Origin of the sequence: Pseudoxanthomonas helianthi (genome assembly GCF_017939625.1) — a bacterium.
Lineage (GTDB): Bacteria > Pseudomonadota > Gammaproteobacteria > Xanthomonadales > Xanthomonadaceae > Pseudoxanthomonas_A > Pseudoxanthomonas_A helianthi.
The window spans coordinates 216,647-239,885 of the sequence record NZ_JAGKTC010000002.1 but is presented as its reverse complement, the minus strand read 5'-3'; the positions used below and the strand labels follow the sequence as shown (position 1 = coordinate 239,885).

The window sequence follows — 23,239 nt, the reverse complement described above, 5'->3', positions numbered from 1 at the left end:
AGACTGTACCCATGGGCAAACGTGCATTGATCACCGGCATCACCGGCCAGGACGGCGCCTACCTGGCCGAGTTCCTGCTTGGCAAGGGTTACGAGGTGCACGGCATCAAGCGCCGGGCGTCGTCGTTCAATACCGAGCGCATCGATCATCTGTACGAGGATCCGCACCAGCCGGGACGGCGGCTGGTTCTGCATTATGGCGACCTGACAGACGCGACCAATCTGATCCGCATCCTGCAGCAGGTGCAGCCGGACGAGGTCTACAACCTCGGCGCGCAGAGCCACGTGCAGGTATCGTTCGAAACTCCGGAATACACCGCCAACGCCGACGGCCTCGGTACCCTGCGCCTGCTTGAAGCGATCCGCATCCTCGGGCTGGAACAGAAGACTCGTTTCTACCAGGCTTCGACTTCGGAACTTTACGGCAAGGTCCAGGAAACTCCGCAGCGAGAAAGCACTCCGTTCTATCCGCGTTCGCCTTATGGTGTGGCCAAGCTCTACGCGTACTGGATCACGGTCAACTATCGTGAGGCTTACGGCTTGTATGCTTGCAACGGTATCCTGTTCAACCACGAATCGCCGATCCGAGGCGAGACTTTCGTTACCCGCAAGATCACCCGTGCTTTGGCCCGCATCCATCTGGGTCTGCAGGACTGCCTGTACCTCGGCAACCTGGATGCCCGGCGCGACTGGGGCCATGCTCGCGATTATGTGGAAATGCAATGGCTGATGCTGCAACAGGTACAACCGGAAGATTACGTTATAGCCACCGGTGAACAGCATTCCGTCCGTGAATTCGTAGAGCAGGCTGCGGATTGCCTTGGCATACGAATCACATGGCATGGAAGCGGTGCCGAAGAGCGCGGCATCGTGGCGTCCGCCCTGCCGGGGGCTGGCGCGAAGCCTGGGCAGTGCATCGTGGCCATTGATCCCCGATACCATCGACCGGCGGAAGTCGAAACGCTCCTTGGCGATGCCTCCAAGGCGCGCGAGCGTCTGGGCTGGACCCCCCGAACTCAGTTCTCCGAATTAGTACGAGAGATGATCCAGTCGGACCTTGAACTCGCCAAAAGAGACGCACTTGTTGTCGGCGCAGGTTATCGGGCGAATTCTCCTCAAGAGTGACAACCATGGATCTGCATGACAGGATCTACGTCGCGGGCCACCGAGGATTAGTGGGAAGTGCCCTCGTTCGTGGGCTTGCCGCCGATGGCGCCGACAACCTTCTCTTTCGCGGCCACGACGAACTCGACCTCACCAATCAGGCTGCAGTCGATGCATTCTTCTCATCGCAGCACCCCGATTACGTTTTCTTGTGTGCCGCACACGTGGGGGGTATCCATGCCAACGACGCCTATCCCGGTGAGTTCATCCGGGATAACCTCGCGATTCAGACCAATGTCATCCATTCGGCGTGGAAACATGGCACGAAGAAACTGTTGTTTCTTGGTTCTTCGTGCATCTATCCGAAACTCGCGCCGCAACCTCTCCGCGAAGACGCATTGTTGACCGGACCACTGGAACAAACCAATGAAGCGTATGCGATTGCGAAAATCGCAGGACTAAAGATGTGCCAGGCCTATCGTCGCCAATACGGTTTCGATGCCATCGTGGCGATGCCCACCAATCTCTACGGCCCTGGAGACAGCTACCATCCAGAGAACTCGCACGTGGTACCGGCACTGATCCGGCGTTTTCACGAAGCCAAGCTCGCTGGCGCTCCCGAGGTGGTGATCTGGGGGACCGGCCGCCCGTTGCGGGAGCTCATGCACGTTGATGATCTTGCTGATGCATTACGGCTACTGATGCATCACTATAGCGATCCAGCCATGATCAATATCGGGTCAGGGCAGGAAATTAGCATTGCCGACCTGGCAAGCCTGATTGCGGAAATCGTGGGCTATCGAGGCACACTGCGATTCGACCCGTCCAAACCAGATGGAACGCCCCGTAAACGGCTCGATACTTCGCGATTGGAAGCGCTTGGTTGGCGATCTCAGACCACCTTGGAAATGGGATTGCGCGAAACCTACGAGGCGTATGCCGCGCATCGGCCATAAGTGATGCCTCGATCCTCGCCCCCCTCGTCGCTGCGTGACTGGCTCGGGCCGCGCGGCCGAATGATCGTGCAGACCGGAAGCTGGTCGCTGGCGGCCAAGCTGGCTGCAGCCGCAAATCTGTTTCTCAGTGTACCTTTCGTCCTCCACGCGTTGGGACCAGCACAATTCGGCGCATGGGCTACGTTGGTATCACTGGTGGTCTTCGCCGGGTTCCTTGATTTCGGCTTCGGCAACGGTACGATGAATCTCGTCGCTGCCGCGCATGGCCGCGGCGCCACCATTGAAGTAGCGGCGGTAATTCGAGAAGGGCGCCGGACATTGGTAATGATCGCGGTGGCATTGGCGGCAGCCATGGTTGTGGCGTTGCCGCTAATACCTTGGCATCGCCTGTTGGGCCTGCCGGTCGACGCGGCCGGAACTTGTCGCGCAGCAGTCGCAGTAGTCCTGTTCACCGTCGTTCTCGCGGTTCCGCTCAACCTTGCCACTCGGATCCAGCTTGGTCTAGGCCGCGGTGACCGTGCTTTCCGTTGGCAAGCGCTGGGCCAACTAACGACGCTTGCGCTGGTGATCGGGTTGGCGTGGGCAAAAGCCTCATTCGTAGTCCTCACCGCTGCAGCGGTGGCCACACCACTATTTGCCTCCGTCGCGAACACCCTTTCGCTTACGCGCGACCGGACGCTTGCGTATTCGCCTTCCGGGCACCGCCCCGACCTCGCCCGCCGAATCCGTCACGAAGGACTACTGTTCTTCGTACTACAGCTTTCAGCCGCTCTGGCATTCTCGGCAGACCTCCCGCTGATCTCCACTCTATGCGGCCCGACTGACGCCGGCACATATGCGATCGTGCAGCGCTTGTTTTCAATCGTACCACTGAGCCTCGGATTGATCTGGGCGCCGCTATGGCCAATTTACCGCCAAGCGTTGGCTTCTGGTAACCACGACTGGGTAATACGAACGCTGCGCAAGTCATTGCTGCTTGCAGCAATTGTCTCTGTTTGCGCGGCGCTGGTGTTCGGTTTCGGTTTCGATCGCATCGTCTCGCTTTGGGTGCACCGCCCGCTGATCGTCGGCGGCACTCTTCTCGCCGGGTTCGCCGTCTGGTCTGTGATCGATGCGATCGGCACTGCACTTGCCACCTTCTTCAATGCCGCCAGCATCATGCGTTACCAAGTGATCGTAGCCAGTTTTTTTGCATTGACCTGCTTGGCCCTAAAAACCTGGGCCATTTACCGATTCGGCGTGACGGCAGTGCCGTGGGTCACTATTGCCACTTACGTTGTTACGAGCCTTCTTCCCACCATCATACTTGGCCCTCGTTTGGTCGCAATCGCACTCGCCAAGGACTACTAGCCCCAGCACGGAGCCCACATGCCCCGAATCCGCATCCCAATTTACCAGCCAGACCTTTCAGGCAATGAACGCGAGTACGTACTAGAGTGCCTAGATAGCAGCTGGATATCCTCCAAGGGACATTTCATCCAGGAGTTCGAGGCGGGTTTCGCGCGCTTCACGGGTATGCCGCACGCGATAAGCGTTTGTAACGGTACTGTGGCATTGCATCTGGCTCTCCTCGCACTGGGTATCGGACCCGGCGATGAGGTCATCGTTCCCTCGCTGACCTATATCGCGTCGGTCAACGCGATACGCTACGTGGGCGCGACTCCTGTCTTCTGCGATTCGCTACCCAACACATGGCAAATGGATCCAGCCGACGTCGAACAACGCATTACGCCGCGCACTCGCGCGATCATGGCGGTGCACCTCTATGGCGGTGCCTGCGAAATGTCGCGGCTCGCAGCATTGTGCGCGAGATATGGACTTAAGCTGGTGGAAGACTGTGCCGAAGCGATCGGAACCCGCTTGAATGGCCGTCATGTAGGGACTTTTGGCGATGTTGCGACTTTTAGTTTCTTCGGCAACAAGACCATCACCACAGGCGAGGGCGGCATGGTCGTATGCAATGACTCTGCACTGGATTCGATGCTGCGCCGCCTGCGTGGCCAGGGACTGGCCGCGAACCGCGAGTACTGGCACGACATCATCGGCTACAACTACCGCATGACCAACATCTGCGCTGCAATCGGATTCGCCCAGCTCGAACGGATCGACACAATTCTCAAGCGGAAGACTCGGCTGGCCACGTCCTACCGCCGCGCGATGACGGGTACCCCTATGGTTTTTCAACATGCGAGTCCGGGCGAATCATCTTCGCACTGGATGATTACGATGCTGGCGCCAAATGCCAGTAGTCGTGATTTGATACGTGAACGACTCGCAAATGCGGGCATCGAAACGCGCCCCACGTTTCCACTTGTGCATCATATGCCAATGTACCAGGATATCTCTCTACAGCTTCCTATCGCGGAAGATATCTCACGACGAGGCATGAATCTCCCTAGTTGGCACGCTCTGGGTGACGAAGCCGTTGAAGAAATCGCCACAATAGTGAAGGCTTCCACGTAGACGAGAGAGAAGATCTACTCAATATTGTAGTTGGCGATCATGTCGCGAATGCGCTCCGGCGTATTGAACATCATCAGGTCGATGACGGACAAACCAGGGACGAACAAATCCCCATACTGGCGGTACTCCATTATTTCGGGCCGCAAGAAAGACAGCGCTACTCCATGCTCGAGAAAATGCAGCCTGTCGTACAGTTTCTTGCCTCCCGGCGTATTGACATACCGCGAGCCATTCGATTTTTTCGTAATTTCGATCAAGCGCTGAGATTTTTCCATTCCATGCGTTTCAGGTGAAAATTCCGACGAACGCACCCAATTAAGCGGCTTCTCCAGGTATGTGTGTATCCCTACCACAGAAGCAATCGCCAGATCAGCAATGCTACGAGGCGATGATTGGAGCGCAGCTTCGATTACACCCATAGCATCTCCAAAGAATGGAGCTTTGCTGTAGGCATGCGTCAGCTGCCTAAGGAATTGAGTGCGCCAGCGATCCATGTCGTGGAGGTTAGTCTCCAGAATCAGCTTATTCTGGCTCGCACCTGCGATCGGCACGGTGAACCCGTGTTCCTGACCGTTGACGAGAATGTTGTTCCTATGGATGCGTCCACGCTTAATGAAATGGACATCATCATAGAACACGAAGAAATCGGCCGCGTCAACCAACTGCAGATATCCCACATAGGGATAGAAATATGGCTGCATTATCGCGACACGGCGCTTGAGCAGCCAACGCTCACGCGTACCGTTTCGTGATTCACGCTGGAACCCGAGCTTCTTGTAAAGACGATGCGCAACGGCGTTCTCGGCGTCGACCTCCAGTGCAATTGGCTTCGCTATTTTGCGGATCAGCCCTTCAAGAATTGCCGTCGCGAATCCCTGACGGAGCATCCGTGGATTCGTCCACACCATGGATATGAACGCCTCTGGGCCATCGTCATAGAAAAGCACATACGAAACCAGCTCGTCTCCATCACGCGCGCAAACCACCTTCCCGCGGGCAAGCAGCTTACGGGCATAAGCACGTACGTCGTCGATTCGGAAGTGGCCCCCATTGAGAGGCGCCAGCGTGGAGGCAATCTCGTCTTCGGTCAGCATGCCCGTCCCCCGGAATGACGGCCCAATTGCTATAGCATAGAAGGTCACACAGGATCGAGCGAATCCAGGCATTGAGCAAGATCAAGTCACTTCTTTTCCCGCTACACGGGTTTGTCGACTGGAACGGCGGCGTCGACCTTGCTCGGGTGCTGGCAACGGCGATCCTGCACCCTAGCGTAGTCCGGAATTTCGACGTCTGCTTTGCGTGCCCGCAACCCTCGCTTGTCCGGCGGACTATCCACGCGGGATTGCGTCAGTGGCGGCTTAGGCAAGCTGGTGGTCGCGGGGCCACGGATGCAGGCAGTCCAGCCGCTTTGCGACGAGCCGCACTCGATATCGCAAGTGGTCACCGAGTGATCGCATGTACCGCCAATGGGCGCGGCATTGTCGAGACCGCATCCAAAGTCGGCGCCGACATAGTGTTTCCGACCATGCTTCCTCTCGGCCAGTCGCCCATCCCGCGAGTCGGTTATCTGTTCGACTTTCAGCATCGACACATGCCGGATCTATTTTCAGCGCGAATCCGCAGGAACCGTGATCTCCGATTCGAGAGGATAGCCAAAGATTCGAATGCGGTAATCGTCAATTCAAGGGCCGCCGCCAACGATGCTTCAATCTTTCTTGGTATCCCGGACAACCGAATTCTGACGATACCTTACACGCCATATGCACGGGAATGGTGGTTCGAATCCGACCCCCTCGACGCGCGCAGACGCCACGGGATTGGCCCGCATTATCTGGCGGTATGCAACCACTTCTGGAAGCACAAGGATCACGCAACGGCGCTACGAGCATTCGCGATGCTGCGGAAGCTGCGCCCCGACCTGGATTTGCAGCTCTTACTTACCGGAGACCCCATCGATCACCGCGATCCGCGCCACTATGGCGAGCTCATAACCCTCTCCGAATCGCTTGGTATCGCGCGATATTCGCACTTTCTCGGGCTAATTCCCAAACGCGATCAGCTAGCCTTGCTCCGTGGGTGTTTGGCACTCATCCAACCTACCCGATTCGAAGGCGGCCCCGGCGGGGGTTCCGTGTACGAAGCGATCGGATTGGGCGTCCCATGCGTTGTTTCCGACATTCCAGTCAACCTCGAGATCGATCAGGGCGATGTGGTCTTTTTCCGTACGGGCGATGCCGCCGACCTTGCGGGAAAGGTCGCAAAAGTACTCTCTTCACAACAGCCCCAGCCGGCGCGCGACGCATTGCTCGCCAACGGCGATCGCAATCTTGCGCGATTGGGTAGCGCCATCTGCGATTATCTCGCCCATATTCCGAGCATGTCTTGAAAATCCTCTTCATCACCAAGCGTCATCCCCAGCAGCGCGATCTGATCGAACGGCCATATGGCCGTTTCCACCACCTCCCGGTGGCGCTAGCCACGCTAGGGCACGAGGTGCGCGTACTGCTTTGCAGCCATCGTCGCATACAAGCTACTACCCTTGAGCGCGACGGCGTGATCTGGTCCAGCCACGACGTACTTGCGCTAGGGCCACGTCGGTTGGTGGCGACGTTGACGCAGGAAGCGCAGGCGTTCCGTCCCGACTGGACAGTTGGCTGCTCGGACGCTTGGTATGGATGGCTGGCGCAACGACTTGCGCAACATGCCGGCGGGCGGCTCGCGATCGACGCCTACGACAACTACGAAGCCTACATGCGCTGGAACCTGCCATTGCACTGGAAGTGGCGACAATCGGTCCGTGCCGCGGATCTCGTGACGGCGGCGGGCCCTCAACTCGCGCAACGTCTGCAATCGCATCGCCACAGCGGCCATGCGGTAGAAATCTTGCCAATGGCGGCTGATCCTGGTTTCGTGCCGATGGAGCGGACCGTCTGCCGTGAGCGCCTCGGTCTACCACAAGACGCGCCGCTACTCGGCTACTCTGGAAGCTGGACGGAGAGCCGCGGTACCCATATTTTGCTGGAATGCTTTGCTCAAGTGCGGCAGAGCCGCCCCGATGCGCTCCTGGTCCTGAGCGGACACCCGCCCGCGGAAGCCCGCGCCGCGCCCGGAGTGATTGCGCTAGGTTACCTCGATGACGCATTGCTGCCGGTGCTACTCAATGCGCTGGACGTCTCCTGCACGATCACGGCCGATACCGCATTCGGTCGCTACAGTTACCCCGCAAAACTCTGCGAAGCAATGGCATGCGGCATACCAGTGGTCGCGACGGCGACGGCCCCGGTGCGTTGGATGCTGCACGACGACCCAAAATTCCTCGCGAAAATCGGCAGCGCGACGGACTTGTCAAGACGCATCCTCGAGCATTTGCCTGCCGAGCGCATTGATTATGGTGCATTACCGTCTTGGACTGGCGTCGCCCGGCAGTTGGATGCGCTGCTATCCGCAAGCAGCCTATAGCTGCGCTATCTTAGTTGCTTTCGATTGCTCGATGGCAGAGCGGCCCTCGCATTCTTGGCATCCAAGCAGCGGGCTAGTCACCCGGCCGCCCTAACGCCGCGACAACTTCCCCCCCGAAGCGATCCCACGAAAAACCTGCGGCGAAGGCTCGTGCCTCAGCGGCCATTTTTGTCGTGCCTTCCGAAAGCACTTCAATCACGGCATTCGCAAATGCCGAATAGTCGCCCGCAGAAATAAGGTGTCCACTTTCTCCTCCCATGATGGCGTCAGATACGCCACCAACATTGAACGCAACGGTGGCAAGTCCGTGTGCCGCTGCTTCGATCGCGACCATGCCGAAGCCTTCGACATCACCTGGGATATCGCGTATCGGAAACACATGTACATCTGCGCCCCGGTAGGCATCCGACAGTTCCCGATCGCTACACGGGCCTAGCCAACGCACCGAATCCAAGATCCCAGCCTCTAACGCAGCTGCCCTGACCCGCCCAAATCCCGCACCAGTCCCTCGATGCAGGGCATCGATCGCCTCATCGCCAATGATGATGAGTTGCGTTTCTGGGCGCTCATCTACGATTGCCGGAAATGCACGGGCCACGAATTCGGCCAAGCCCTTGCGCGTGGTCATTCGACCCACGGAAAGCAAGACTGGCGTGGCTTCATCGATGCCGTATCGGGCCCGAAAACGCCCGCGTGCTTCGGGATCCGAGTCCGGCAAGTCGGCCCCCGGATGCACGATGTTGATTCGCGACGCATGGACCCCAGCCTCGATCGCGAGTCGTCGCGTGTTTGCACTATTGACGAGGACACGCTGGCAGCGACGGATGCATGGTAGCCATATGGCACGATACAAGCGACTGGGCGCAATGATGTCCAGCCCGTGCAGATAGACGGCAGGAATCGCTCCGCAGACGCGCGCCGCCGACACCGCCGCTGGTGCGGCCAATCCGCTGCCTGCCAACACCACGTCGGGGCGTACATGCCTCGCCATGGCTATTCCCTTGGTGATGCTCGCCAGGATGGTTGCCGTCGTTGCCCCGCTCGGAAGTTCTTTGACGTTCGTTCCAGGCTTCACGAAGCCTGAGCTGCCAGCCGGCCCAATCAACGCGGACATCTCGTCATGGGTCAGCAAGGCTTCGAACATCTTCGCGTTCAATCGTTCCATGCCGCCGCGCAATGGCGGGAAGTTCCGCGTGATGTGCAACGTACGCATGCGTGTCCGATCTAAGGGTCCCGGCGATACGTCAGTGCCGTGATCTGCTCCGAGATCAGGCCAATAAGAAACACGATGACGCCCGCGCTAAGCAACAAGGCGCTCATGTTGGTGAAACGGCCTTCGGTAGCCAACGTCCATCCGTACCAGCCGATCCCCAGCAGTAGGAAGACCATCGCCGCGGGCGCAAACAACTTCAGGGGCGAGTACAGCGTGGCAATCTTGAAGATGATCAGCAGGAAGCGCACACCGTCCTTGATCGGGCGGATATGGCTGTTGTTGCCCACCCGCCGCGCCACCCGGATCGGCACGTAATCCACGGGATATGCGCTGCGGAAGAACGCCATGGTGCTGGTCGTCGGATAGCTGAATCCATTGGGCAGCAGGTGCAGGAACTCGCGGAAGCGATCCGCGCGCGCGACACGGAACCCTGAGGTCAGGTCCGCGACGCGGTGACCGGTCATCCAGCTGGCCAGGCGATTGTAGAAGCGGTTGGCGAGGCTGCGGCCCGCACTAGCCTGGCCGTCGCCGTCGCGAGCGCCCACCACCATGTCATAGCCCTGTCTCAGCCGTTCCACCAGTGGCGCGATTTCGGCCGGGTCGTGCTGGCCATCCGCGTCCATGAACACCAGCACTTCGCCCCCGGCGGCACGTGCGCCGCGCTTGATCGCCGCACCGTTGCCCATCGAGTAGGGGCTGGACAGCACCGTGGCGCCGTGCGAGGCGGCGACCGTCGCGGTGTCGTCGGTGGAACCGTCGTCGACGACGATCAACTCGGCACCGGGCTGCGCCGCGCGCAGCCGCGGCAAGGTCTGACGCAAGCCGTCGGCTTCGTTCTTGGCTGGAATGACCACACTGATGCGCATGACGCCCCCTTGACCGGAAGTATCGCCCACGCCGACATCAGCGGGAAGCCGCATTTCGTGCCTCCGTCCGTGACCTGCGGCCCGTTTCCGCGGCGGCGGCCATGCGCTAAAGTCCTCGCAGGCCCGATTCTTGCGTAAGACTGTTTCGGGGAAATCCACGGGACATCCATATGAGTGCAGTCGTCTCCAACGCCAATCTGGTCGGCATTACCGGCATTGCCCGGCGCCTGGTGCTGGACGGCGCGCTGGACGAAGCCGCCGCGCGCGAGGCGATGGCCGCCGCGACCCAGGCGCGCACGCCGCTGGGCACTTGGCTGGCCCAGAACAAGCGGGTGACGTCGCTGCAGCTGGCTACGGCCAACTCCATCGAATTCGGCATCCCACTGTTCGACATCAGCGCCTTCGACCCGGCCCAGTCGGCGATCAAGCTGGTCAGCGAGGAGCTGCTGCAGAAGCACCGTGCCCTGCCGTTGTTCCGCCGCGGCAACCGCGTCTTCGTCGGCCTGGCCGACCCGACCGACACCCAGGCGCTAGACGACATCCAGTTCCACACCAACCTGGCAGTGGAACCGATCCTGGTCGATGCCGAATTGCTGCAGCGCAGCCTGGATCAATGGCAGCACAACTCCGACATGCTATCGGGCGGGCTGGGCGAGGATGGCGTCGAAGGGCTCGACATAAGCGGCGGCGACGACGACCTGAATGCGGCCGGCGATACCGGCATCGACGCCAAGGGCGACGACACCCCGGTGGTCAAGTTCGTCAACAAGGTGCTGGTGGACGCGATCAAGCGCGGCGCTTCGGATATCCATTTCGAGCCCTACGAAACCGACTACCGGGTGCGCCAGCGCATCGACGGCCTGCTCAAGACCGTGGCCAAGGTGCCGAACAAGCTCAGCCCGCGCATCGCCGCGCGCCTGAAGGTCATGGCCCAGTTGGACATCGCCGAGAAGCGCGTCCCGCAGGACGGCCGCATCAAGCTGAACCTGTCCAAGACCCGGCAGATCGACTTCCGCGTCAGCACCCTGCCGACCCTGTTCGGCGAAAAGGTGGTGCTCCGCATCCTCGACGGCAGCGCGGCGCGCCTGGGCATCGACAAGCTGGGCTACGAGCACGAGCAGAAGGCGCTGTTCCTGAAGGCGATCGAGAAGCCCTACGGCATGGTCCTGGTCACCGGCCCGACCGGCTCGGGCAAGACCGTGTCGCTGTACACCGCGCTGGGCATCCTCAACGACGAGCACCGCAACATCTCCACGGTCGAGGACCCGGTCGAAATCCGCATGCCGGGCATCAACCAGGTGCAGATGAACGTGAAGCGCGGCATGACCTTCGCCGCCGCCCTGCGCAGCTTCCTGCGCCAGGACCCGGACGTGATCATGGTCGGCGAAATCCGCGACCTGGAAACCGCCGAAATCGCGATCAAGGCCGCGCAGACCGGCCACATGGTGCTGTCCACCCTGCACACCAACGACGCGCCGCAGACCATCGCCCGTTTGATGAACATGGGCGTGGCCCCGTACAACATCATCAGTTCGGTGACCCTGGTCATCGCCCAGCGCCTGGCCCGCTGCCTGTGCAACCGCTGCAAGCGGCCGATGGACCTGCCCGCGCACGCCCTGCTGGCCGAAGGCTTTACCCAAGCCGAGGTCGATGCCGGCCTGACCCTGTTCGAGCCGGTCGGCTGCGACGAATGCACCGAGGGCTACAAGGGCCGCACCGGCATCTACCAGGTGATGCCGATGACCGAGCGGATCCAGTCCATCGTGCTGGAAGGCGGCAGCGTGCAGCAGCTGGAAGAGGCGGCACAAGCCGCCGGGGTCGCCGACCTGCGCCAGTCGGCCCTGCGGAAGGTCCGCGAAGGCATCACCAGCCTGGCCGAGATCAACCGCGTCACCAAGGAATAGGCCCTGTGGGTTCGTGACGCAACCGGCGGATTCACACCGTCCGTGACCGGAAAACCTTCTCCCATTCCATTTTCCGGCTAACATCGGCCTCAGCCGAACCGGCCGGGGAGCCGGTGAAGGAGACAGACCATGGGCGTCACCCGCACGGCCGCGAAACAGGCCGCCATCAACCCGCTCGAACTGTACGTCTGGGAAGGCGTCGACAAGCGCGGCGTCAAGATGAAGGGCGAACAGCAGGCCAAGAACCCGAACCTGCTGCGCGCCGAGTTGCGCCGCCAGGGCATCACCCCGGGCGTGATCAAAACCAAGCCCAAGCCATTTCTGGGCGGCTTCGGCGCGACCATCAAACCCAAGGACATCGCCTTCTTCAGCCGCCAGATGGCGACGATGATGAAATCCGGCGTGCCTATCGTGACCGCTCTCGAAATAATCGGCGGCGGCCAGAAGAACGAGAAGATGAAGAAGATGATCGGCGAAATCCGCGCCGACATCGAAGGCGGCAATTCGCTGTACGAGTCGATCAGCAAGCACCCGGTGCAGTTCGACGAGCTGTACCGCAACCTGGTGCGGGCCGGCGAAAGTTCGGGCGTGCTGGAGACGGTGCTGGACACTATCGCCACCTACAAGGAAAACACCGAGGCCCTGAAGGGCAAGATCAAGAAGGCGCTGTTCTACCCGGCCATGGTGGTCGTGGTGGCGATCCTGGTCAGCGCGATCCTGCTGATCTTCGTGGTGCCGCAGTTCGAGGCGGTGTTCAAGAGCTTCGGCGCAGACCTGCCGGCGTTCACCAAGATGATCGTCGCGGCCTCGCGCTTCATGGTCAGCTGGTGGTGGCTGGCGGCGGCGGTCCTGATCGGTGGCATTGTCTCCTTCATCTTCTTCAAGAAGCGTTCGCCCGGCTTCCAGCATTTCCTCGACCGGATGATCCTGAAGATGCCGATCATCGGCGAGGTGATGCACAACGCGGCCATTGCCCGTTTCACCCGCACCCTGGCGACGACCTTCCGTTCCGGCGTGCCGCTGGTCGAATCGCTGGAGACCGTGGCCGGCGCGACCGGCAACACGGTCTACGAAAAGGCGGTGCATCGCATCCGCGAGGACGTGGCGGTGGGCTATCCGCTGAACATGTCGATGAAACAGGTCAACTTGTTCCCGCACATGGTCATCCAGATGACCGCGATCGGCGAGGAAGCCGGTGCACTGGATACCATGCTGTTTAAGGTGGCCGAGTATTACGAGCAGGAGGTCAACAACGCGGTCGACGCGCTGGCCAGCCTGATCGAGCCGCTGATCATGATCTTCCTCGGCATCGTGGTCGGCGCGATGGTCATCGGCATGTACCTGCCGATCTTCAAGCTGGCCGCAGCGATTTGATCCGCGGCGGCGACCCGAACCGCTAGACTGCGCGGATGTCCTGTCTCGATCGCGCCGCGAAAGCATTGGCCAGGCGGCGCTATCGAAGCGCCCCGCAGCGCGCCAACAGCCCGCGCTTGCGGCCGGTTGTGGACGTAGGCCGATGACCTCGCTGGGAGATTGAATGGCGTTCCTGGACCAAAACCCGGCAATCGGCTTCCCCGCCGCGGCCGGACTCGGGCTGCTGCTGGGCAGCTTCCTCAACGTGGTCATCCTGCGCCTGCCGCGCAAGATGGAGTGGCGCTGGCGCCGCGACGCGCGCGAGGTGCTGGAACTGCCCGACGTCTACGAGCCGCCCCCGCCGGGCATCGTGGTAGAGCCCTCGCATTGCCCGCACTGCAAGGCGCGGCTGTCCTGGTACGAGAACATCCCGGTGTTCAGCTGGCTGGCGCTGCGCGGCAAGTGCCGGCACTGCCATGCGCCGATTTCGGTCCAGTACCCGCTGGTGGAACTGCTGACCTGCCTGCTGACCGTGGTCTGCGTGTGGCGTTTCGGCTTCGGCTGGCAGGGTTTCGGCGCGATCCTGCTGACCTGTTTCCTGATCGCGCTGTCGGGCATCGACCTGCGCACCCAGCTGTTGCCCGACCAGCTGACCCTGCCGCTGCTGTGGCTGGGCCTGATCGCCAGCATGGAGAAGCTGTACATCGCGCCGAAGCCGGCCGTGCTGGGCGCCATCGCCGGTTACGTGTCGCTGTGGTCGGTGTGGTGGCTGTTCAAGCAGCTGACCGGCAAGGAGGGCATGGGCCACGGCGACTTCAAGCTGCTGGCTGCGATCGGCGCCTGGGCGGGACTCAACGGAATACTACCGACGATCCTGCTGTCCTCGCTGGTCGGCGCGGTAATCGGCTCGATCTGGCTGGCCGCCAAAGGTCGCGACCGCGCCACGCCGATCCCGTTCGGCCCTTACCTGGCCATCGCCGGATGGATCGTGTTCTTCTGGGGCGACAAGCTGCTGGACGCCTATATGCGCGTCTCCGGACTGCGCTGACCCAGGCCCTTGTGGGGCCCTTGTGGGAGCGGCCTTGGCCGCGAATGCTTTTATTCACCGAAAGAGCAACAGCATTCGCGACCAAGGCCGCTCCCACGAAGCCGCTCCCACAATCCATCCCGGCATAATCACCGCATGAGCGATTACATCATCGGCCTGACCGGCGGCGTGGCTTCGGGCAAGAGCGCGCTGGAATACGCGTTCGCCCAGCTGGGCGTGGGCATCGCCGATGCGGACCGGATCGCGCGCGAAATCGTCGAACCGGGGCAACCGGCGCTGGCCGAAGTGGTCGCACGTTTCGGCGAAGCCGTGCTGGGCGCGGATGGCCGCCTCGACCGCGCCGCGCTGCGCCGGCGCATCTTCGACCACCCCGCCGACAAGGCCGCCCTGGAAAGGATCCTGCACCCGCGCATTCGCCGCGAATTGCACGAGCGTTGCCGTGCGGCCCCGGGCCCATACGCCATCGCCACCATCCCGTTGCTGGCCGAAGGCGGCGGACGCGCGAACTATCCGTGGCTGGACCGCATCCTGGTCGTCGATACGCCGGTGGAAATGCAGGCGGCGCGGCTGGTGCAGCGCGACGGCATCGACGCGGCGCTGGCGGAGAAGATGATCGCGGCTCAGGCGACGCGGGGGCAGCGGTTGGCCATCGCCGACGACATCGTGGTCAACGATGGCCACCTGGAACACCTGCAGGCCGCCGCCGCGCACCTGGACACGCAGTACCGCGCGCTATCCCGTGCAACCACTCACTCGACTGTGGGAGCGACGTAAGTCGCGATGCTTTTTCTGCCCCGCGGGGCGGAAAGACCTTCTCCGCACACTCGGTCGCGCCCCGGAAGGGCGCTCCTACATCCACAGCGCGCGGATCGCGGCAATCCCCTGCGCACCGTGCGTGCGCGCCTCGTCGATGTCGGCCGGCGCTAGGCCGCCTATCGCATACAGCGGCAGCGCCGCGATTTCGCGCAAGGCTTCGAACCCGGCCCAGCCCAGCGGCCGCGCCTCGGGATGCGTCGCGGTGGCGCGGATCGCGCCGACCACGGCGAAGTCGCAGCCCAGCGCCTGCGCTGCACGGAGCTCGTCGGCCGTATGGCATGAGGCGGCCACCGGCGAGCCCTCCGGCAACGGTCGGGTCGCCAGACCGGCGAGCTGCATCGCGCGCAGATGCACGCCGACGCCGAGTTCGCGCGCCAGCGCGATGTCGGCCCCGACCAGCACCTCCGTTTCGGCGCCGCGCAACCGTTCGACGGCGCGGCGCACCAATCGGCGCCAGCGTTCGGGATCCGTTTCGGCCAAGCCGGGAGCACGCAGGTGCACGCGGCGGATGCCCGTTGCGGCCGCCTGCTCCAGTGTCTCCAGCCAGGCGTCGTCGTCCCCGCTTGGTTCCGGCGTGACCAGGTAGCGGTCGGGCTGCTGCAGGGCGGCGACCACCGGCAGGTCTGCCGGGGGCATCGAATAGCGCGCCAGCTTCTCTGGCGCGACCCAGGTCAGCGCCTGCCCCTCGTGGCCGCGCGGCTTGCCTTGCCAAGCCGTCACCCGGCGCACGTCCAGGCGCAGGCGCTTGTCAGGGTATTGCTGCGGCACCTGCATCAGCGGCGGCCCGACCTCGACGGTGATGTCGAGCTCTTCCTGCAACTCGCGCACCAGCGCCTGCTCGGGCGTCTCGCCGGGCTCCAGCTTGCCGCCGGGGAATTCCCACAGGCCGGCCAGGTCGCTGGTTCCGTCGCGCCGCGCCAGCAACACGCGCCCGCGCGCGTCGGTGATGACCGCGGCCATGACGTGGATCGAGCGCTGGGGGGATGGCATGCGGCTAGCTTGCCGGGAAGTCCTGCCACCGCGCAATCGCCCCGTCGTAGGGCGTGGGAGCGACGTAAGTCGCGAACGGGTCGCGGAAAAGCATCGCGACTTACGTCGCTCCCACAGGCCAGTTCACGGGCCGACGCGTGCGGGAACGACGAATCGGATCAGCTCAACTGCCCGTGGCAGTGCTTGAACTTCTTGCCGCTGCCGCAAGGGCACGGATCGTTGCGGCCGACCTTGGGGCCATCGCGGGTCACCGTGCCGGCGGTGGCTTGCGCCTGTTCGGCTTCCTCGTCGGCGCTGTAGCCGCCCGCGTCGGCGTGCTGGAACTGCATCTGCCGCGCCATCGCCTCGGCGCGCGCGCGTTCCTCGGCTTCGGCCGCGGCCACCTCTTCCTCGCTGCGGATGCGCACGCGGGCGAGGATGGTCACCACCTCGCGCTTGACGTTTTCCAGCATCTCCGAGAACAGCTCGAAGGCTTCCTTTTTGTATTCCTGCTTCGGCTGCTTCTGCGCATAGCCGCGCAGGTGGATGCCCTGGCGCAGGTAATCCATGCGCGCCAGGTGCTCCTTCCAGCTCTTGTCCAGCACGGTCAGCATCACGTGCTTTTCCAGCATGCGCATGGTCTCGGGGCCGACCTGCGCCTCCTTGGCGTCGAAATGGCTGCGCATCGCTTCCTGCACGCGTTGCTCGATGCCGTCGGCGTCGAGCTCGCCGCCTTCCTTGACCCATTCGGTCACCGGCAGGTCGAGGCCGGTTTCCGAGGCCAGCTCGGCGCGCAGGCCCGGCAGGTCCCACTGGTCGTCGACCGAGTTGGCCGGGACGAAACGCTGCACCATCTCGGCGACCACGTCGGCGCGTATGCCATCGATCGAGTCCTTGATCGACTCCGATTCCAGCAGCTCGTCGCGCTGCGCGTAGATGACCTTGCGCTGGTCGTTGTTGACGTCGTCGAAGTCCAGCAGGTTCTTGCGGATGTCGAAGTTGTGCGCCTCTACCTTGCGCTGCGCCTTCTCGATCTGGCGGCTGACCAGGCGGTCCTCGATGACGTCGTCTTCCTTCATGCCGATCAGCTTCATCGCCTTCTGCACCCAGTCGCTGGCGAAGATGCGCATCAGGTTGTCTTCCAGCGACAGGTAGAAGCGGCTGGAACCCGGGTCGCCCTGGCGGCCGGAACGGCCGCGCAGCTGGTTGTCGATGCGGCGGCTTTCATGGCGCTCGGTGCCGACGATGTGCAGGCCGCCGGCGGCCTTGACCTGGTCGTGGCGCTGCTGCCACTCGGCCCGGACCCGGGCCTTGTCGGCTTCGCTGGCGTCCTCGCCCAGCTCGGCCAGTTCGGCTTCCAGCGAGCCGCCCAGCACGATGTCGGTACCGCGGCCGGCCATGTTGGTGGCGATGGTCACCGCGCCGGGACGGCCGGCGTTGGCGACGATGTGCGCTTCGCGCTCGTGCTGCTTGGCGTTGAGCACTTCGTGCGGAACCCCGGCGTTGCGCAGGAAGTCGGACAGCATCTCGGAGGTTTCCACCGAGGTGGTGCCGACCAGCGCCGGCTGGCCGCGCTTGTAGCAGTCCTGGATGTCGGCCAGCACCGCGTTGAACTTGCCCTTGCGGTTGAGGAACACCTGGTCCGGCGAATCCTTGCGGATGGTCGGCCGGTTCGGCGGGATCACCACCACTTCCAGGCCGTAGATGCTCTGGAATTCGTAGGCTTCGGTATCGGCCGTACCGGTCATGCCGGACAGCTTCTTGTACATGCGGAACAGGTTCTGGAAGGTGATGCTGGCCAGCGTCTGGTTCTCGCGCTGCACCGGCACGCCTTCCTTCGCTTCCACGGCCTGGTGCAGGCCGTCGGACCAGCGCCGGCCCGGCAGGGTGCGGCCGGTGAACTCGTCGACGATCACCACCTCGCCGTCGCGGACCAGGTAGTCGACGTCGCGCTGATAGATCGCGTGCGCACGCAGCGCGGCGTTGAGGTGGTGGACCACGCTGAGGTTCTGCGGCGCGTAAAGGCTGTCTTCGTCTTGCAGGATGCCGGCCTGGCGCAGCAGGTCCTCGGCGTGTTCCTGGCCGGCCTCGGACAGGTGCACCTGCTTGCCCTTCTCGTCGACCCAGTAATCGCCCTCGCCTTCCTCGGTCGCCTGCTTGGTCAGCTGCGGCACGATGCGGTTGACCCGCACGTACAGCTCCGGCGACTCGTCGGCCGGGCCCGAGATGATCAGGGGCGTGCGCGCTTCGTCGATCAGGATCGAGTCGACTTCGTCGACGATGGCGTAGTGCAGGCTGCGCTGGTAGCGGTCTTCCTTCGACATCGCCATGTTGTCGCGCAGGTAGTCGAAGCCGAATTCGTTGTTGGTGCCGTAGGTGATGTCGGCGGCGTAGGCCGCGTGCTTGTCCGAATGCGGCATGCCGGGGTAGACCACGCCCACCGACAGGCCCAGCCAGTTGTACAGCCGGCCCATCCACGCGGAGTCGCGGCGGGCCAGGTAGTCGTTGACGGTGACCACGTGCACGCCCTTGCCTTCCAGCGCGTTGAGGTACACCGGCAGGGTCGCGACCAGGGTCTTGCCTTCGCCGGTGCGCATCTCGGCGATCTTGCCCAGGTGCAGCACCATGCCGCCGATCAACTGCACGTCGTAATGGCGCATGCCCAGCACGCGCTTGCCGGCCTCGCGGCACACCGCGAAGGCTTCCGGCAGGATCTTGTCCAGCGTCTCGCCGTCGGCGATGCGCTTCTGGAATTCGGGGGTCTTGGCCTTCAGCTCGTCGTCGGACAGCTTCTCCAGCTCCGGCTCCAATGCGTTGATCTTGGCGACGATGCGCTGGAGCTGTTTCAGCAGGCGTTCGTTGCGGCTGCCGAAGACACGGGTAAGCAGGCTGTTGATCATGTGAGGCCGATTCAGGTTACGGGAACGGGCGGCGCGACGGCGGCCCCAAACGAAGACAGGGCGCATGGCGCCCTGTCTGGCAACTGCTCATTGTAGCTGGTGACGCGGGTCGGGATATCAACCCCTCGCCGCCCAGGCTCAGCCGCGCTTGACCACGCCCACGGGGGTCGGGCCCTTGCCGAGGAACTTGCGCGGATTGACCACGCGGCCGCCTTCCCAGACTTCGAAATGCACGTGTGCGCCGGTCGAACGGCCGGTCGAGCCGGCCTTGGCGATTTCCTGGCCCACGCGGACCAGGTCGCCGACCTTCACCACCAGGCGCGAGTTGTGCGCATAGCGGGTCACGTAGCCGTTGCCGTGATCGACGTCGACCACGTTGCCGTAGCCGCTCTTGACCCCGGCGAAGCTGACCACGCCGTCGGCCACGACCCGCACCGGGTCGCCGACGTTGGCTTCGAAGTCGATGCCCTTGTGGAACTGGCCGCCGCCGTTGATCGGGTCGGCGCGGCCGCCGAAGCCCGAGGTGATGTAGCTGTTGATCGGCGCGCCGGACGGCACCGCGTTCTTGTCCAGCTGGCGGTTGAACAGCAGCGACTCCAGCACCGACAACTGGCGGCCGGAGGCGTCGAACTGTTGCTGCAGCTGGTTCAGGCCCTGGTTCAGCTCGGCCGGGCGCATGTCGTAGGACACGTCGTCGCCGCCACCGACGCCGACCGGCTTGTCGAAGTCGAACTCGCCGTCTTCGAGCTGGCCCATGCGGGTCAGGCGTTCGCCGAGCGCATTCAACCGGTTCGCCTGCGCCTGCAGCTCGCCCAGGCGCGCGGCCATGGCGTTGATTTCCTGCTGCGCGCCGCGGCGCACCTTGTCCAGTTCGGCCTGCTGGCGCTCGGTCTTGGACTGCATCCACGCCACCTGGCCCATGCCCATCGCGCTGCGCGCGCCGATGCCGGCCACTAGGCCCACGGCCAGCAGCACGCCGGCGCTGGCCAGCGGACGGGAATACAGGAAATTGCGGGTTTTCCACGAAGCGGCGGCGGATTTGTGGGCCAGCCAGGCGCGCGAATTGTTTACGATGGTCTTGAAAGTCATGGTGCCCAATGTCGAATTCGAAGTCCCAGCCGCGCCGCGCCGTCGCATCCCCGCTGCCTGCCCTGCAGGCCGCCCTGTCGGATGCCACCGCCAACCCGGTGCGCCGGGCCCTGTGGCTCGACACCCTGGAACAGCAGTTCCGCCCCCTCCTGCCGCCCGCGCTCGCCAGCCATTGCAGGCTGGCCAACGTCGCCGACGGCCGGCTCGTTTTTGTCGTCGATTCGCCGGTATGGCGAGCCAAGCTGCGCCTGGCCGCTCCCGAGCTGGTCGAACGGGCCCAATCCGTCGGGCTGGCGATCACCGAAGTCACCGCCAAGGTGGTTGCACAACTTGCCAGCCCCGCCGTATCCGATTCGCCGCGCAAGCCGCTGCCGATGTCGACGGCCTCGCGCGAAGCGCTGCAGGCCGCCCTGGCCTCATTGGATCCCCCCGGCTCCGCGGGGACGCCTACTGCTTCCGGACGGGGTTCCCGCGGGCGGACCAAACCTTAGCTGCGCACGCGGAAGCCGGCATGGTACTTAGGCAAGCCAGCCAGAGCGTTAGACGAATGTTAAAAACCGGTTAACTGTTGCGACAGAAACTGACGCAGGTCACAGTTTCCGTGCGTAACCGTTTTCAGCCAGCCGGCAGTCAGCCAGCCAGCGCGGGCGAGCCGTAGGCGATGGCCGGCGTGGCGCCGGCGGCATCCTCGAAGCTGACCTCTTCCCAGGCCGAGGTTTCGGCCAGCAGGGCCCGGACCAGCTTGTTGTTCAAGGCGTGGCCCGACTTGTAGCCCTCGTAGGCGCCGAGGATCGGGCGGCCGGCCAGGTACAGGTCGCCGATCGCGTCGAGGATCTTGTGGCGGACGAATTCGTCGGCGTAACGCAGGCCGTCGTCGTTCAGCACGCGGAATTCGTCCAGCACGATCGCGTTGTCCATCGAGCCGCCGAGGCCGAGGTTGCGCTCGCGCATGTACTCCAGGTCGCGCATGAAGCCGAAGGTGCGCGCGCGGCTGACTTCGCGGATGTAGTTCTCGGTGGAGAATTCCACTTCGGCGCGCGACTGCGAAGCCGGGATGGCCGGGTGGTCGAACACCACGGTGAAGCCCAGGCGGAAGCCATCGTGCGGCTCGAAACGCGCGATCTTGTCGCCGTCGCGCACTTCCACCGCGCGCTTGATGCGGATGAAACGCTTCGGCGCGGCCTGTTCGACGATGCCCGCCGACTGCAGCAGGAACACGAACGGACCGGCGGAACCGTCCATGATCGGCAGCTCGGCCGAGGACAGTTCGACATAGGCGTTATCGACGCCGAGGCCGGCCAGGGCCGACATCAGGTGCTCGACGGTCAGCACCTTGGCGCCCTGCTCGCTCAGGCCGGTGCACAACGTGGTTTCGGTGACCAGCGCGGCACGCGCGGGAACTTCGACGACCGGGTCGAGATCGACGCGGCGGAACACGATGCCGGTATCGACCGGCGCCGGGCGCAGCGTCATGTAAACCTTGTCCCCGCTATGCAGCCCCACGCCGGTGGCGCGGATCACGGACTTGAGCGTGCGCTGCTGGGTCATCGGGTTCGAAGGGGGAATCGGGGGTCGAAACGGGCAGCGAGAATAGCACGCAGCCGCATGAATCTTAACGGAATAATCACTCCGTTCCGGTGCTGGAACAACGTCCGCAGGGGCCGGATTCAGGCTCGCTATCACGGATCCGGAAACGCGAAGGCCCGCGACCCGAAAACCTGCCGGGCCGTGGCGGCCCGGCAGCAAAGGGACATGGACTTCGGCTTGCGCCCTCCTCCGCGAACGGAGGAAGGTTTGACTCGACTACTACCTCTGGCGATCAGTCGGCCTGGCGACGCAGGAACGCCGGGATGTCCAGGTAATCCGCCGCCGGCAGATCGGCCGTCGCCGGCGCCGGGTCGGCGCTGCCGCGACGGAGGCCGAGGCCGCCGACGGCGGTGGCGACCGGGTCCGCCTGGACGAAGTCGTTGACCGGCAGGCCGGTGGTCGCGTCGCGCACCAGCTTGATCGGCGCACGCACCGGCTCGGCGCGGAAGCCGCCCAGGTCGGCGCGATCGGTGCCGCGCACCGGCTGGCGGGCCACGCTGCGGTTCAGGCCGGTGGCGACCACGGTCACGCGCACTTCGTCCTGCATGTCCGGGTCGAGCACGGTGCCGACCACCACGGTCGCGTCTTCCGAAGCGAAGCCTTCGATGGTGCGGCCCACTTCGTCGAACTCGGCCATGGTGAAGTCCGGGCCGGCGGTGATGTTGACCAGGATGCCGTTGGCGCCGGACAGGTTGACGTCGTCGAGCAGCGGGTTCTGGATCGCCGATTCCGCCGCGGCCTGCGCGCGGTCGTCGCCGCGGGCGTGGCCGGTGCCCATCATCGCCAGGCCCATTTCGGACATGACGGTGCGCACGTCGGCGAAGTCGACGTTGATCAGGCCCGGGCGCACGATCAGGTCGGCGATGCCCTGCACCGCGCCGAGCAGCACGTCGTTGGCGGCGCGGAACGCCTGGATCATCGTCGCGTTGCGGCCCAGCACGGTGATCAGCTTTTCGTTCGGGATAGTGATCAGCGAGTCGCAGTGGTGGCTCAGTTCCTCGATGCCCTTCAGCGCGACCTGCATGCGGCGACGGCCTTCGAACGGGAACGGCTTGGTCACCACGGCCACGGTCAGGATGCCCATTTCCTTGGCCAGCTGCGCCACGACCGGCGCGGCGCCGGTGCCGGTGCCGCCGCCCATGCCGGCGGTGATGAACACCATGTCGGCGCCGTCCAGCGCCTCGATGATGCGCTCGCGGTCTTCCAGCGCGGCCTGGCGGCCGACTTCCGGATTCGCACCCGCGCCCAGGCCCTTGGTCACGTTGCCGCCCAGCTGCAGCTGCAGCTTCGAGCCGCAGTTCTTGATCGCCTGCGAGTCGGTATTGGCGGTGATGAACTCCACGCCGTCGACGCTGCTGTTGACCATGTGCGCCACGGCGTTGCCGCCGCCGCCGCCCACGCCGACGACCTTGATCACCGCGTTGGGAGCCATTTTTTCAACCAGTTCGAAATGTGCCATGTCCGTAGTCCTCATCTATTTAGTTATGTGTGTGTCGCCTCGGGTGTTGCTCAA

At 63.5% G+C, this 23,239-nt stretch carries 19 protein-coding genes; 11 read left to right on the top strand and 8 right to left on the bottom strand.

What is annotated here, in order from left to right; genetic code table 11:
- Nucleotides 1-11 precede the first annotated feature (11 nt).
- Genes gmd through J5837_RS08770 form a run of 4 tightly spaced genes read left to right on the top strand, consistent with a single transcriptional unit; the run spans nt 12 to nt 4,522 of the window.
- Entirely contained in the window at nt 12-1,124 is a 1,113-nt protein-coding gene (gene gmd / locus J5837_RS08785) for a GDP-mannose 4,6-dehydratase (RefSeq protein ID WP_210536396.1), read from the top strand.
- Between the two features lie 5 nt (nt 1,125-1,129).
- On the top strand, nt 1,130-2,059 hold the full coding sequence (locus tag J5837_RS08780; RefSeq protein ID WP_210536395.1) for a GDP-L-fucose synthase family protein: 930 nt from the start codon (nt 1,130-1,132) through the stop codon (nt 2,057-2,059).
- A 60-nt stretch (nt 2,060-2,119) separates the two neighbouring features.
- On the top strand, nt 2,120-3,409 hold the full coding sequence (locus tag J5837_RS08775) for a lipopolysaccharide biosynthesis protein (RefSeq protein WP_210536394.1): 1,290 nt from the start codon (nt 2,120-2,122) through the stop codon (nt 3,407-3,409).
- 18 nt (nt 3,410-3,427) lie between these two features.
- Nucleotides 3,428-4,522: a DegT/DnrJ/EryC1/StrS family aminotransferase gene (locus J5837_RS08770; protein WP_210536393.1), complete on the top strand. Its 1,095-nt coding sequence runs from the start codon at nt 3,428-3,430 to the stop codon at nt 4,520-4,522.
- A 14-nt stretch (nt 4,523-4,536) separates the two neighbouring features.
- Here J5837_RS08770 and J5837_RS08765 read toward each other — a convergent pair whose 3' ends face one another.
- Nucleotides 4,537-5,616, bottom strand: coding sequence for a WbqC family protein (locus J5837_RS08765; RefSeq protein ID WP_210536392.1), 1,080 nt, complete (start codon nt 5,614-5,616; stop codon nt 4,537-4,539).
- Nucleotides 5,617-5,687: 71 nt separating this feature from the next.
- Between J5837_RS08765 and J5837_RS08760 the strand changes: the two genes are divergently transcribed.
- Both J5837_RS08760 and J5837_RS08755 read left to right on the top strand, forming a co-directional pair.
- Nucleotides 5,688-6,908: a glycosyltransferase gene (locus tag J5837_RS08760; RefSeq protein ID WP_210536391.1), complete on the top strand. Its 1,221-nt coding sequence runs from the start codon at nt 5,688-5,690 to the stop codon at nt 6,906-6,908.
- On the top strand, nt 6,905-7,981 hold the full coding sequence (locus J5837_RS08755; RefSeq protein WP_244755851.1) for a glycosyltransferase family 4 protein: 1,077 nt from the start codon (nt 6,905-6,907) through the stop codon (nt 7,979-7,981). The genes J5837_RS08760 and J5837_RS08755 overlap by 4 nt, the downstream gene beginning before the upstream one ends.
- 73 nt (nt 7,982-8,054) lie before the next feature.
- On the opposite strand, the gene J5837_RS08750 is transcribed toward J5837_RS08755, so the two are convergent.
- Nucleotides 8,055-9,146: a glycosyltransferase family 4 protein gene (locus J5837_RS08750; RefSeq protein WP_210536390.1), complete on the bottom strand. Its 1,092-nt coding sequence runs from the start codon at nt 9,144-9,146 to the stop codon at nt 8,055-8,057.
- Nucleotides 9,147-9,205: 59 nt separating this feature from the next.
- Complete coding sequence (locus tag J5837_RS08745; protein ID WP_244755850.1) at nt 9,206-10,060, bottom strand: glycosyltransferase family 2 protein; 855 nt, start codon at nt 10,058-10,060, stop codon at nt 9,206-9,208.
- A gap of 170 nt (nt 10,061-10,230) precedes the next feature.
- Here J5837_RS08745 and pilB point away from each other — a divergent pair, with 170 nt between their 5' ends.
- From pilB to coaE, 4 genes are all read left to right on the top strand, one after another.
- Nucleotides 10,231-11,964: a type IV-A pilus assembly ATPase PilB gene (pilB, locus tag J5837_RS08740; RefSeq protein ID WP_210536388.1), complete on the top strand. Its 1,734-nt coding sequence runs from the start codon at nt 10,231-10,233 to the stop codon at nt 11,962-11,964.
- Between the two features lie 129 nt (nt 11,965-12,093).
- Nucleotides 12,094-13,338, top strand: coding sequence for a type II secretion system F family protein (locus J5837_RS08735; protein WP_210536387.1), 1,245 nt, complete (start codon nt 12,094-12,096; stop codon nt 13,336-13,338).
- 163 nt (nt 13,339-13,501) lie between these two features.
- Entirely contained in the window at nt 13,502-14,365 is an 864-nt protein-coding gene (locus tag J5837_RS08730; protein ID WP_210536386.1) for a prepilin peptidase, read from the top strand.
- A gap of 135 nt (nt 14,366-14,500) precedes the next feature.
- On the top strand, nt 14,501-15,139 hold the full coding sequence (coaE, locus tag J5837_RS08725; protein ID WP_210536385.1) for a dephospho-CoA kinase: 639 nt from the start codon (nt 14,501-14,503) through the stop codon (nt 15,137-15,139).
- Between the two features lie 75 nt (nt 15,140-15,214).
- Here the strand turns inward: coaE and J5837_RS08720 are convergent, their stop codons facing one another.
- The 3 genes from J5837_RS08720 to J5837_RS08710 all read right to left on the bottom strand — a co-directional run bounded on the left by J5837_RS08720 (nt 15,215) and on the right by J5837_RS08710 (nt 20,139).
- The gene (locus tag J5837_RS08720; protein ID WP_210536384.1) at nt 15,215-16,171 is read right to left on the bottom strand and encodes a Nudix family hydrolase; all 957 of its coding nucleotides are present in this window, start codon (nt 16,169-16,171) and stop codon (nt 15,215-15,217) included.
- 158 nt (nt 16,172-16,329) lie between these two features.
- Complete coding sequence (gene secA, locus J5837_RS08715; protein WP_210536383.1) at nt 16,330-19,050, bottom strand: preprotein translocase subunit SecA; 2,721 nt, start codon at nt 19,048-19,050, stop codon at nt 16,330-16,332.
- A gap of 138 nt (nt 19,051-19,188) precedes the next feature.
- Nucleotides 19,189-20,139 (bottom strand): M23 family metallopeptidase, encoded by a 951-nt coding sequence (locus J5837_RS08710; RefSeq protein WP_210536382.1) that lies wholly within the window; start codon nt 20,137-20,139, stop codon nt 19,189-19,191.
- A gap of 8 nt (nt 20,140-20,147) precedes the next feature.
- On the opposite strand from J5837_RS08710, the gene J5837_RS08705 reads away from it, so the two are divergent.
- Nucleotides 20,148-20,630, top strand: coding sequence for a DciA family protein (locus J5837_RS08705; protein WP_210536381.1), 483 nt, complete (start codon nt 20,148-20,150; stop codon nt 20,628-20,630).
- Nucleotides 20,631-20,769: 139 nt separating this feature from the next.
- On the opposite strand, the gene lpxC is transcribed toward J5837_RS08705, so the two are convergent.
- Both lpxC and ftsZ read right to left on the bottom strand, forming a co-directional pair.
- Nucleotides 20,770-21,687, bottom strand: a complete 918-nt coding sequence (gene lpxC / locus J5837_RS08700; RefSeq protein ID WP_210536380.1) for a UDP-3-O-acyl-N-acetylglucosamine deacetylase — start codon at nt 21,685-21,687, stop codon at nt 20,770-20,772.
- Between the two features lie 271 nt (nt 21,688-21,958).
- Nucleotides 21,959-23,185: a cell division protein FtsZ gene (gene ftsZ / locus J5837_RS08695; RefSeq protein WP_210536379.1), complete on the bottom strand. Its 1,227-nt coding sequence runs from the start codon at nt 23,183-23,185 to the stop codon at nt 21,959-21,961.
- Nucleotides 23,186-23,239 lie beyond the last annotated feature (54 nt).

What these genes read in the sequence shown, in the direction of transcription:
- J5837_RS08775 (WP_210536394.1), top strand. Translation starts at nt 2,120, where the DNA reads ATGATCGTGCAGACCGGAAGCTGGTCGCTGGCGGCCAAGCTGGCTGCA.
- J5837_RS08705 (WP_210536381.1), top strand. Translation starts at nt 20,148, where the DNA reads ATGTCGAATTCGAAGTCCCAGCCGCGCCGCGCCGTCGCATCCCCGCTG.
- J5837_RS08770 (WP_210536393.1), top strand. Translation starts at nt 3,428, where the DNA reads ATGCCCCGAATCCGCATCCCAATTTACCAGCCAGACCTTTCAGGCAAT.
- J5837_RS08735 (WP_210536387.1), top strand. Translation starts at nt 12,094, where the DNA reads ATGGGCGTCACCCGCACGGCCGCGAAACAGGCCGCCATCAACCCGCTC.
- J5837_RS08720 (WP_210536384.1), bottom strand. Translation starts at nt 16,171, where the DNA reads ATGCCATCCCCCCAGCGCTCGATCCACGTCATGGCCGCGGTCATCACC.
- J5837_RS08765 (WP_210536392.1), bottom strand. Translation starts at nt 5,616, where the DNA reads ATGCTGACCGAAGACGAGATTGCCTCCACGCTGGCGCCTCTCAATGGG.
- ftsZ (WP_210536379.1), bottom strand. Translation starts at nt 23,185, where the DNA reads ATGGCACATTTCGAACTGGTTGAAAAAATGGCTCCCAACGCGGTGATC.
- J5837_RS08730 (WP_210536386.1), top strand. Translation starts at nt 13,502, where the DNA reads ATGGCGTTCCTGGACCAAAACCCGGCAATCGGCTTCCCCGCCGCGGCC.
- coaE (WP_210536385.1), top strand. Translation starts at nt 14,501, where the DNA reads ATGAGCGATTACATCATCGGCCTGACCGGCGGCGTGGCTTCGGGCAAG.
- pilB (WP_210536388.1), top strand. Translation starts at nt 10,231, where the DNA reads ATGAGTGCAGTCGTCTCCAACGCCAATCTGGTCGGCATTACCGGCATT.
- J5837_RS08780 (WP_210536395.1), top strand. Translation starts at nt 1,130, where the DNA reads ATGGATCTGCATGACAGGATCTACGTCGCGGGCCACCGAGGATTAGTG.
- J5837_RS08745 (WP_244755850.1), bottom strand. Translation starts at nt 10,060, where the DNA reads ATGCGCATCAGTGTGGTCATTCCAGCCAAGAACGAAGCCGACGGCTTG.
- secA (WP_210536383.1), bottom strand. Translation starts at nt 19,050, where the DNA reads ATGATCAACAGCCTGCTTACCCGTGTCTTCGGCAGCCGCAACGAACGC.
- lpxC (WP_210536380.1), bottom strand. Translation starts at nt 21,687, where the DNA reads ATGACCCAGCAGCGCACGCTCAAGTCCGTGATCCGCGCCACCGGCGTG.
- J5837_RS08710 (WP_210536382.1), bottom strand. Translation starts at nt 20,139, where the DNA reads ATGACTTTCAAGACCATCGTAAACAATTCGCGCGCCTGGCTGGCCCAC.
- gmd (WP_210536396.1), top strand. Translation starts at nt 12, where the DNA reads ATGGGCAAACGTGCATTGATCACCGGCATCACCGGCCAGGACGGCGCC.
- J5837_RS08750 (WP_210536390.1), bottom strand. Translation starts at nt 9,146, where the DNA reads ATGGAACGATTGAACGCGAAGATGTTCGAAGCCTTGCTGACCCATGAC.